Raw genomic sequence first — 10,826 nt, forward strand, 5'->3', positions numbered from 1 at the left:
CAGATGCCGCTGGGAGAGACGCGATGTTCAGCAAGCAAGACCAGATCCAGGGTTACGACGATGCACTGCTGGCGGCGATGAATGCCGAGGAGCAACGTCAGGAAGATCATATCGAGCTGATCGCGTCCGAAAACTACACCAGCAAGCGCGTGATGCAAGCGCAAGGCAGCGGCCTGACCAACAAATACGCCGAAGGCTACCCGGGCAAGCGCTACTACGGTGGCTGCGAGCACGTCGACAAGGTTGAAGCGCTGGCCATCGAGCGCGCCAAGCAACTGTTCGGTGCCGATTACGCCAACGTCCAGCCGCATTCCGGCAGCCAGGCTAACGCCGCTGTCTATCTGGCCCTGCTGAACGCAGGCGATACCGTGCTGGGCATGAGCCTGGCCCACGGCGGTCACCTGACCCACGGCGCCAAAGTGTCGTCCTCGGGCAAGCTCTACAACGCTGTGCAGTACGGCATCAACACCGACACCGGGCTGATCGATTACGACGAAGTCGAGCGTCTCGCCGTCGAATCCAAGCCGAAAATGATCGTCGCCGGTTTCTCGGCTTACTCAAAGACTCTGGATTTTCCGCGTTTCCGTCAGATCGCTGACAAAGTCGGCGCGCTGCTGTTCGTCGACATGGCCCACGTCGCCGGTCTGGTTGCCGCTGGCCTCTACCCGAACCCGCTGCCGTACGCCGACGTGGTCACCACCACCACGCACAAAACCCTGCGCGGCCCGCGTGGCGGCTTGATCCTGGCCAAGTCCAACGAAGAGATCGAGAAGAAACTCAACGCGGCCGTATTCCCCGGCGCTCAGGGCGGCCCGCTGATGCACGTCATCGCCGGTAAAGCCGTGTGCTTCAAGGAAGCGCTGGAGCCAGGTTTCAAGGCGTACCAGCAGCAAGTGATCGACAACGCCCAGGCCATGGCCGGCGTATTTATCAAACGCGGCTACGATGTAGTGTCCGGCGGCACCGATAACCACCTGTTCCTGGTCAGCCTGATCCGTCAGGGCCTAACCGGCAAAGAAGCGGATGCAGCACTCGGCCGCGCTCACATCACCGTCAACAAGAACGCCGTACCGAACGACCCGCAGTCGCCATTCGTGACCTCGGGCCTGCGCATCGGCACCCCGGCGGTCACCACCCGCGGTTTCAAAGTGAGCCAATGTGTGGAGCTGGCCGGCTGGATCTGCGACATCCTCGACAACCTCGGCGACGCCGATGTCGAGGCCAATGTCGCCCAGCAGGTTTCGGCCCTGTGCGCAGACTTCCCGGTTTATCGCTGAGCGGTTTTGGAGTAATGACTATGCAACGGTATTCGGGCTTCGGCCTCTTCAAACACTCCCTCAGCCATCACGAAAACTGGCAGAAAATGTGGCGCACGCCGACGCCGAAAAAGGTCTACGACGTGGTCATCGTCGGCGGCGGTGGGCACGGTCTCGCGACCGCCTACTATCTGGCGAAAGAACACGGCATCACCAACGTCGCCGTGGTCGAGAAGGGCTGGCTGGGCGGCGGTAACACCGCGCGCAACACCACCATCGTGCGCTCCAACTACCTGTGGGACGAGTCGGCGCACCTCTACGAACACGCGATGAAATTGTGGGAAGGCCTGTCGCAAGACCTTAACTACAACGTGATGTTCTCCCAGCGTGGCGTCTACAACTTGTGCCATACCCTGCAGGACATCCGTGATTCCGAGCGTCGGGTCAGCGCCAACCGCCTCAACGGCGTCGATGGTGAGTTGCTCAACGCCAAGCAAGTCGCTGACGAAATCCCGTACCTCGACTGCTCGAAAAACACCCGTTATCCAGTGATGGGCGCAACCGTTCAGCGTCGCGGCGGCGTCGCCCGTCACGATGCCGTGGCGTGGGGCTTTGCCCGTGCCGCCGACGCCTTGGGCGTGGACTTGATTCAGCAGACCGAAGTGATCGGTTTCCGCAAGGAAAACGGCGTGTGCATCGGCGTTGAAACCAACAAGGGTTTCATTGGCGCCAAACGCGTCGGCGTGGTCACCGCCGGTAACTCCGGGCACATGGCCAAACTCGCCGGTTTCCGCCTGCCGATCGAATCGCACCCGCTGCAGGCACTGGTGTCCGAGCCGATCAAACCGATTATCGACAGCGTGATCATGTCCAACGCCGTCCACGGTTACATCAGCCAGTCCGACAAGGGCGACCTGGTGATCGGCGCCGGTATCGACGGCTACAACGGCTACGGCCAGCGTGGTTCGTACCCGGTGATCGAACACACCATTCAGGCCATCGTCGAGATGTTCCCGGTGTTGTCGCGAGTGCGTATGAACCGTCAGTGGGGCGGCATCGTCGACACCACGCCGGACGCCTGCCCGATCATTTCGAAAACCCCGGTACCGAACATGTTCTTCAACTGCGGTTGGGGCACCGGCGGCTTCAAGGCTACTCCTGGCTCGGGCAACGTGTTTGCCGCGAGTCTGGCCAAGGGTGAAATGCACCCGTTGGCCGCACCTTTCTCCATCGACCGTTTCCACAACGGTGCGTTGATCGATGAACACGGCGCTGCTGCGGTTGCCCACTAACAGGAGAAATCCCCATGTTGCATATCTTCTGTCCTCACTGCGGCGAGTTGCGCTCCGAAGAGGAATTTCACGCATCCGGTCAGGCGCACATTCCGCGCCCGCTCGATCCTGGCGCCTGCACTGATGAAGAGTGGGGCGACTACATGTTCTTCCGCGATAACCCGCGCGGTCTGCACCACGAACTGTGGGATCACGTCGCCGGTTGCCGCCAGTACTTCAACGTCACCCGCGACACCGTGACCTACGAGATTCTCGAAACCTACAAGATCGGCACCAAGCCGCAATTCACCGACAAGGCTGATTCGGCGAAAACAGCCACGACGGCGCTGGGAGAGAAGGTATGAGCCAGACCAATCGCCTGTCCAACGGTGGACGGATCGACCGCAACAAAGTGCTGAGCTTCACCTTCAACGGTCAGAGCTACAAGGGCTATGAAGGTGACTCCCTGGCCGCCGCGCTGATCGCCAACGGCGTGGATATCATCGGTCGCAGCTTCAAGTATTCGCGTCCGCGCGGCATCTTCGCCGCAGGCGCTGAAGAGCCGAACGCAGTGCTGCAGATCGGCGCAACCGAAGCCACGCAGATCCCCAACGTACGCGCCACGCAACAGGCGCTGTATCAAGGTTTGGTCGCGACCAGCACCAATGGATGGCCGAGCGTCAACAACGACATGATGGGGATTCTCGGCAAGGTCGGCGGCAAGCTGATGCCGCCGGGTTTCTACTACAAAACCTTCATGTACCCGCAATCGTTCTGGATGACTTACGAGAAGTACATTCGTAAGGCTGCCGGTCTTGGTCGTTCGCCGACCGAAGTCGATCCGGATACTTACGACTACATGAACCAGCACTGCGACGTGCTGATCGTTGGCGGTGGCCCTGCGGGTCTTGCTGCTGCACTGGCCGCTGCGCGCAGCGGTGCTCGCGTCATCCTCGCCGATGAGCAGGAAGAGTTCGGCGGCAGCCTGCTCGACTCGCGCGAAAGCCTCGACGGCAAACCGGCGATGGACTGGGTCGCCAGTGTGATCACTGAACTGAAGAACACCCCGGACGTGCTGCTGTTGCCTCGCGCCACGGTCAACGGTTACCACGACCATAACTTCCTGACCATTCACGAGCGCCTCACCGATCACCTCGGCGATCGCGCCCCGATCGGCCAGGTGCGTCAACGCATTCATCGCGTCCGCGCCAAGCGCGTGGTGCTGGCGACCGGTGCTCACGAGCGTCCGCTGGTCTACGGCAACAACGACGTGCCGGGCAACATGCTTGCCGGTGCCGTCTCGACTTACGTTCGTCGGTATGGCGTCGCACCGGGCAAAAAGCTTGTCCTGAGCACCAACAACGACCACGCCTATCGCGTGGCGCTGGATTGGCTCGATGCCAGCCTGCAGGTCGTGGCTATCGCTGATGCGCGCAGCAATCCGCGCGGCGCGCTGGTGGAAGAGGCGCGCGCCAAAGGCATTCGCATCCTGACCGGCAGTGCGGTGATCGAGGCTCGCGGCACCAAGCGCGTGACTGGCGCGCGCATTGCTGCCATTGACGTTAAAGGGCACAAGGTCACCAGCCCCGGCGAATGGCTGGACTGCGACCTGGTGGTCAGCTCCGGCGGCTACAGCCCGGTGGTGCACCTGGCGTCGCACCTGGGAGGCAAGCCGACCTGGCGTGAAGACATCCTCGGTTTTGTACCGGGCGAGGCACCGCAAAAACGCGTATGCGTCGGCGGTATCAATGGCGTCTACGGTCTGGGTGATTCCCTGGCCGATGGCTTTGAAGGTGGCGCCCGTGCCGCCAGCGAAGCCGGTTTCGGGGTGGTCGAAGGTACTTTGCCAAAAGCCTTGAGCCGTCACGAAGAACCGACGCTGGCGCTGTTCCAGGTGCCGCATGAAAAGAACACCGCACGAGCGCCGAAGCAATTCGTCGACCTGCAGAACGACGTCACCGCTGCTGCGATTGAACTGGCAACCCGCGAAGGTTTCGAGTCGGTCGAGCACGTCAAACGCTACACCGCGCTGGGCTTCGGCACTGATCAGGGCAAGCTCGGCAACGTCAACGGTCTGGCCATCGCCGCCCGTTCGCTGAATGTGACCATCCCGCAGATGGGCACCACGATGTTCCGTCCGAACTACACGCCGGTGACTTTCGGCGCCGTGGCCGGCCGTCATTGCGGGCACATCTTCGAACCGGTTCGTCACACCGCGCTGCACGCCTGGCATGTGAAGAGTGGTGCCGAGTTTGAAGACGTCGGTCAGTGGAAACGTCCATGGTACTTCCCGAAAAACGGTGAAGACCTGCACGCCGCCGTGAAGCGTGAATGCAAAGCCGTGCGCGACAGCGTCGGCCTGCTCGACGCCTCGACCCTCGGCAAGATCGACATCCAGGGCCCGGATGCCCGCGAGTTTCTTAACCGCGTGTACACCAACGCCTGGACCAAACTCGACGTGGGCAAGGCCCGTTACGGCCTGATGTGCAAAGAAGACGGCATGGTCTTCGACGACGGTGTCACGGCATGCCTGGCCGACAACCATTTCGTCATGACCACCACCACGGGCGGCGCGGCCCGAGTGCTGCAATGGCTGGAAATTTACCAGCAGACCGAATGGCCGGACATGAAGGTGTACTTCACGTCCGTCACGGATCACTGGGCGACCATGACCCTGTCCGGGCCGAACAGCCGCAAGCTGCTCAGCGCCGTGACCGATATCGATCTGAGCAACGAAGCCTTCCCGTTCATGACCTGGAAGGAAGGTCTGGTTAGTGGCGTGCCGGCGCGGGTGTTCCGCATCTCGTTCACCGGTGAGCTGTCGTACGAAGTCAACGTGCAGGCCGACTACGCGATGGGCGTACTGGAGAAAATCGTCGAGGCCGGCAAGCGGTACAACCTGACCCCGTACGGCACCGAGACCATGCACGTGCTGCGGGCCGAGAAGGGTTTCATCATTGTCGGTCAGGACACTGACGGCTCGATGACCCCGGACGACTTGAACATGGGCTGGTGTGTCGGTCGCACCAAACCGTTCTCGTGGATCGGCCAGCGTGGGATGAACCGTGAAGACTGTGTGAAGGATCAGCGTAAGCAACTGGTGGGCCTGAAGCCGATCGATCCGAACGTGTGGCTGCCGGAAGGTGCGCAGTTGGTGTTCAACACCAAGCAGGCGATCCCGATGACCATGGTCGGCCACGTGACTTCCAGCTACGCGCACAACTCTCTCGGTTATTCGTTTGCCATGGGCGTGGTCAAGGGCGGTCTGAAGCGCCTCGGCGAGCGGGTGTTCGCACCGCTGGCCGATGGCAGCGTGATCGAGGCGGAGATTGTTTCTTCGGTGTTCTTCGATCCGAAGGGTGATCGGCAGAACGTGTAACACCACAGTACCTGTGGGAGCGTGGCCTGCCCGCGATGAACGATAACGCGGTGCTTCAGGCAGAACGCGTCGCTCCCATCGCGGGCAAGCCCGCTCCCACAGGGCACACGAAATTCAGGAAGGGTGCTTTATGACCACAGCCAATGTTTACCAACAACGCCCGACCACCGGGGCCAAGGCCGAGTCGTCGCTGCACCATGCCGACCTCGCCAGCCTGGTCGGCAAGGGCCGCAAGAACGCCGGCGTGATCGTGCGTGAAAAGAAACTCCTCGGCCATCTGACCATTCGTGGCGATGGCCACGATGCCGCGTTTGCTGCGGGTGTGCACAAGGCCCTGGGCATCGAATTGCCCGGCGCCCTGAGCGTCATCGTCAAAGGCGAAACCAGCCTGCAATGGATGGGCCCGGATGAGTGGCTGCTGATCGTGCCGAGCGGTGAAGAGTTCGTCGCTGAACAGAAACTGCGTGAAGCCTTGGGCGATCTGCACATTGCGATCGTCAACGTCAGCGGCGGTCAGCAGGTGCTCGAACTGAGCGGGCCGAACGTGCGCCAAGTGCTGATGAAATCGACCAGCTACGACGTGCACCCGAACAGCTTCCCCGTGGGCAAGGCCGTGGGCACGGTGTTCGCCAAGTCGCAGCTGATGATTCGCCATACCGCCGAAGACACCTGGGAATTGCTGATCCGTCGCAGCTTCTCGGATTACTGGTGGTTGTGGTTGCAGGATGCATCGGCCGAGTACGGCCTCAGCGTCCAGGCCTGATCACAACCGCTCACCTGTAGGAACGAGCTTGCTCGCGATGGACTTGAGGACGACGCGTTAACCCAGGCAGTACGCGTTATCGTTGGCGCCCATCGCGAGCAAGCTCGCTCCTACAGAGGTAGCGTCGTTTACCGATACCTCAGGAGTCACCGCACCATGAGCCGCGCCCCAGACACATGGATTCTGACCGCCGACTGCCCCAGCGTTCTCGGCACCGTGGACGCGGTGACGCGTTTTCTGTTCGAGCAGGGTTGCTACGTCACCGAGCACCATTCCTTCGATGATCGCCTTTCCGGCCGCTTCTTCATACGCGTGGAATTCCGCCAGCCCGACGGTTTCGATGAGCAGTCCTTCCGCGCAGGCCTCGCCGAACGCGGACAGGCCTTCGGCATGCTCTTCGAGCTGACCGCACCGAATTACCGGCCGAAAGTGGTGATCATGGTCTCCAAGGCCGATCACTGCCTCAACGATTTGCTCTACCGCCAACGCATCGGCCAGTTGTCGATGGACGTGGCGGCGGTGGTTTCCAATCACCCTGATCTCAAGCCGCTGGCCGATTGGCACCAGATTCCCTACTACCATTTCCCCCTCGACCCTAACGACAAGCCATCGCAAGAGCGTCAGGTGTGGCAAGTGATCGAAGAGTGCGGTGCGGAGCTGGTGATTCTTGCCCGCTACATGCAGGTGCTGTCGCCGGAGCTGTGCCGCAAGCTCGATGGCAAGGCGATCAATATCCATCACTCCCTGTTGCCCGGTTTCAAGGGCGCCAAGCCGTATCACCAGGCTTATAACAAAGGCGTGAAACTGGTCGGCGCGACGGCGCATTACATCAATAACGACCTCGATGAAGGGCCGATCATTGCCCAGGGCGTCGAGGCGGTGGATCACAGTCATTACCCCGAGGATTTGATTGCCAAGGGGCGCGATATCGAAGGCCTGACGTTGGCCCGCGCCGTGGGCTATCACATCGAGCGGAGGGTTTTTCTCAACGCCAATCGCACGGTTGTTCTCTAGATCGCTATCGCTGGCAAGCCAGCTCCCACAGGGCTGAGGTCGCTCAGGAAATGTGCACGACCCTGACCTTGTGGGAGCGGGCTTGCCCGCGATGAGGCCTTCAAACACAACACAAGACACAAGACACACAGGCAATAACCCGAGCAATCAACGCGCCGCCGCTAAAAGGCGACGTGAGTGCTACATAAAAACAACAGCGAGGTGAAAGCATGTCTGGCAATCGTGGTGTGGTGTATCTCGGCGCTGGCAAGGTCGAAGTACAGAAAATCGACTATCCGAAAATGCAGGACCCGCGCGGTCGCAAGATCGAGCACGGGGTCATTCTCAAAGTGGTTTCCACCAACATTTGTGGCTCCGACCAACACATGGTGCGCGGCCGCACCACGGCGCAGACCGGTCTGGTGCTGGGTCACGAGATCACCGGCGAGGTGATCGAAAAAGGCTCCGACGTCGAGAATCTGAAAATCGGCGACCTGGTCTCCGTCCCGTTCAACGTGGCTTGCGGGCGCTGCCGTTCCTGCAAGGAAATGCACACCGGTGTCTGCCTCAGCGTTAACCCGGCACGTCCGGGCGGTGCTTACGGTTATGTCGACATGGGCGACTGGACCGGCGGCCAGGCTGAATACGCCTTGGTGCCTTACGCCGACTTCAACCTGTTGAAACTGCCAGACCGTGATCGCGCAATGGAAAAAATCCGCGACCTGACTTGCCTCTCGGACATTCTGCCGACCGGTTATCACGGCGCCGTGACGGCGGGCGTGGGTCCGGGCAGCACTGTTTACATTGCCGGCGCTGGCCCGGTCGGACTGGCCGCTGCGGCTTCTGCGCGTTTGCTCGGCGCTGCGGTGGTGATCATCGGCGACGTCAACACCATCCGCCTGGCACACGCCAAGGCGCAGGGTTTTGAAATCGTCGATCTCTCGAAAGATGCACCGCTGCACGAACAGATCGCTGCGCTGCTGGGCGAGCCGGAAGTGGATTGTGCGGTGGACTGTGTCGGTTTCGAAGCCCGCGGCCATGGTCACGACGGCGCGAAATCCGAAGCCCCGGCCACGGTGCTCAACTCGCTGATGGGCGTGGTTCGTGTAGCCGGCAAAATCGGTATTCCGGGCCTGTACGTGACCGAAGATCCCGGTGCAGTGGATGCCGCAGCGAAAATGGGTAGCCTGAGCATTCGCTTTGGTCTGGGCTGGGCGAAATCCCACAGCTTCCACACAGGGCAAACCCCGGTGATGAAGTACAACCGCCAACTGATGCAGGCGATCATGTGGGATCGTATCAACATTGCCGAAGTGGTGGGCGTGCAGGTGATCAGCCTGGATCAGGCGCCGGAAGGTTACGGCGAGTTTGATGCAGGTGTGCCGAAGAAGTTTGTGATCGATCCGCACAAGTTGTTCAGCGCGGCGTAAGCGGTTACGCAAAACAAAACGGCGACCTCCGGGTCGCCGTTTTTCATCAGAAGATCGCAGCCTTCGGCAGCTCCTATGCCGAACGCGTAACCCTGCAGGAGCTGCCGAAGGCTGCGATCTTTTGATCTTTTCGTTTGCTCACAACACCGCTAACGACCCTTGATACAACACCGGCCCCGTCGGCTGTCCGGTCGGCGAGCCACCCTTGGGCTCCAGGCTCACCGCCAACGCAATCGGTTTGCCGATCAGCACCTTTTGCGCATCGCTCAGCTCAACCTTGCCCTTGCCGCTCGCCGGAATCACGCCGAGGGACATCGGTTTGCCGTTCGCCGGTATCGCCCACAACTCCAGGCTGCGTTCCGGATCAACCGCCGCCAACGCCAGCGGCTCCACTTGCAGATAGTTGTCGTGGGCCAGAACCCTTAGCGCCGGTTGCGAATCGGCCGTCAGCAATGTCGCGCTGTATCGCGCCTCATCACGGTTGTAGAGCACGCTCAGGAACACGATGACCACCAGCGAACACAACGCCGCCGTCACCCGCATCCAGTTCCAGAAGGAACGCTTCTGTGGCACATGCAGTTTTTGTGGGTCGATACGCGCCGTGATGCCTTGCCACACGCGTTCCGGCACCGGTTGCTCGGGCAACGCTTCGGTCAGGCTGGCGAGACTGTCCTGCCAGTGCGCCAGTTCTGCGCGTAATGCCGCGTCTTCCAGCAGCAACTGTTCAAAGCGCCGACGAGCTGCTGCGGGCATCACGCCAATGGCGTAGTCGGCGGCGAGGGTTCGGCGCAGGCTCGGGGTTTGATAGTTCATGATTCAAGGCACCTGCGCAGGCGCTCCATGCCACGGCGGATCCAGGATTTGACCGAGCCCAGCGGCGCGGCCAGGTGTTCGGCGAGTTCCGAGCAGGACAAACCCTGAAAGTACGCCACGCTGATCGACTGGCGCTGCATGCCTTCCAGCGTCTCGAGGCAGCGGTTCAATGCGTGGGCCTCGCGGGCGCTGCTGAGCTGGTCGTGTGCCGAGGGGCTTTCGTCCGGCAGGGCGTCTTGTTCCAGATCGCTGAGCGGCCGGTCGCGGTGTTTGCGCAACTGATCAATGGCCTGATGGCGGGTGATGTTGATCATCCAGGTCAGCGGCGCCGAGAGATGCGCTTCGTAGCGCGAAGCGTTGTTCCAGATGCGCACGAAGCTTTCCTGCAGCACTTCTTCGGCGAGATCGCTGCGCCCCATAAACCGCAGGGCGACACCGTGCAGGCGTGGGCCGACGCTGCGGTACAGCGTTTCGAAGGCGCGCCGGTCACCCAGTGAACACTGGGCCAACAGCTGTCGCAACTGATCGGTGTCGGCGATGGAAATAAGGGTTCTCCAATCAGTCGAGGTGGTGAGGTGAGGCTGCGTGCGGTGCCGGTTGCAGGCAGAGGTTAGTTCACGGCGCGCAGTTGTTCCATTCACGGGCAGACACCTCGGAAAAATCCGCCGACCCCGATGCGCAGGGCCGGCGGTACAACTAACCTTTCGGCATCAGCACTTTGTCGATGACCTGAATCACGCCGTTTGACTGGTACACGTCGTAGGTGGTGATGTCGGCGACATCACCTTTTTCATCTTTGATGGTGATGTTGTGCGGGCCGTTCATCATCGCCCAGAGCTTGCCGCCCGCCACGGTGGTGAGTTCGGTCTTGCCGCCACCGGCCTTGATCTTCTCGGTCAGGGTCATCATGTCGAGTTTGCC

Annotated in this window: 10 protein-coding genes; 7 read left to right on the top strand and 3 right to left on the bottom strand. The window is 61.2% G+C overall.

The window, feature by feature from the left end:
* Positions 1-23 precede the first annotated feature (23 nt).
* From glyA to fdhA, 7 genes are all read left to right on the top strand, one after another.
* Positions 24-1,277, top strand: coding sequence for a serine hydroxymethyltransferase (gene glyA, locus JFT80_RS19490; RefSeq protein WP_201148970.1), 1,254 nt, complete (start codon positions 24-26; stop codon positions 1,275-1,277).
* 20 nt (positions 1,278-1,297) lie between these two features.
* Positions 1,298-2,548, top strand: a complete 1,251-nt coding sequence (locus JFT80_RS19495; RefSeq protein WP_201148971.1) for a sarcosine oxidase subunit beta — start codon at positions 1,298-1,300, stop codon at positions 2,546-2,548.
* A gap of 14 nt (positions 2,549-2,562) precedes the next feature.
* Complete coding sequence (locus JFT80_RS19500; RefSeq protein ID WP_007913119.1) at positions 2,563-2,892, top strand: sarcosine oxidase subunit delta; 330 nt, start codon at positions 2,563-2,565, stop codon at positions 2,890-2,892.
* Entirely contained in the window at positions 2,889-5,906 is a 3,018-nt protein-coding gene (locus JFT80_RS19505; RefSeq protein ID WP_201148972.1) for a sarcosine oxidase subunit alpha, read from the top strand. The genes JFT80_RS19500 and JFT80_RS19505 overlap by 4 nt, the downstream gene beginning before the upstream one ends.
* 130 nt (positions 5,907-6,036) lie before the next feature.
* Entirely contained in the window at positions 6,037-6,669 is a 633-nt protein-coding gene (locus tag JFT80_RS19510; RefSeq protein ID WP_201148973.1) for a sarcosine oxidase subunit gamma, read from the top strand.
* Between the two features lie 156 nt (positions 6,670-6,825).
* Complete coding sequence (gene purU, locus JFT80_RS19515) at positions 6,826-7,683, top strand: formyltetrahydrofolate deformylase (RefSeq protein ID WP_201148974.1); 858 nt, start codon at positions 6,826-6,828, stop codon at positions 7,681-7,683.
* 209 nt (positions 7,684-7,892) lie between these two features.
* Positions 7,893-9,092: a formaldehyde dehydrogenase, glutathione-independent gene (gene fdhA / locus JFT80_RS19520; RefSeq protein ID WP_201148975.1), complete on the top strand. Its 1,200-nt coding sequence runs from the start codon at positions 7,893-7,895 to the stop codon at positions 9,090-9,092.
* Positions 9,093-9,230: 138 nt separating this feature from the next.
* On the opposite strand, the gene JFT80_RS19525 is transcribed toward fdhA, so the two are convergent.
* The 3 genes from JFT80_RS19525 to JFT80_RS19535 all read right to left on the bottom strand — a co-directional run.
* Positions 9,231-9,905, bottom strand: coding sequence for an anti-sigma factor domain-containing protein (locus JFT80_RS19525; protein WP_122841213.1), 675 nt, complete (start codon positions 9,903-9,905; stop codon positions 9,231-9,233).
* Positions 9,902-10,546, bottom strand: coding sequence for a sigma-70 family RNA polymerase sigma factor (locus tag JFT80_RS19530; RefSeq protein WP_201148976.1), 645 nt, complete (start codon positions 10,544-10,546; stop codon positions 9,902-9,904). Before JFT80_RS19530 ends, JFT80_RS19525 begins: the two co-directional genes overlap by 4 nt.
* Before the next feature lie 55 nt (positions 10,547-10,601).
* A partial coding sequence (locus JFT80_RS19535; protein ID WP_201148977.1) for a fasciclin domain-containing protein occupies positions 10,602-10,826 on the bottom strand: 225 nt, incomplete at its 5' end.

The organism is Pseudomonas sp. TH10, from assembly GCF_016651255.1.
GTDB lineage: Bacteria > Pseudomonadota > Gammaproteobacteria > Pseudomonadales > Pseudomonadaceae > Aquipseudomonas.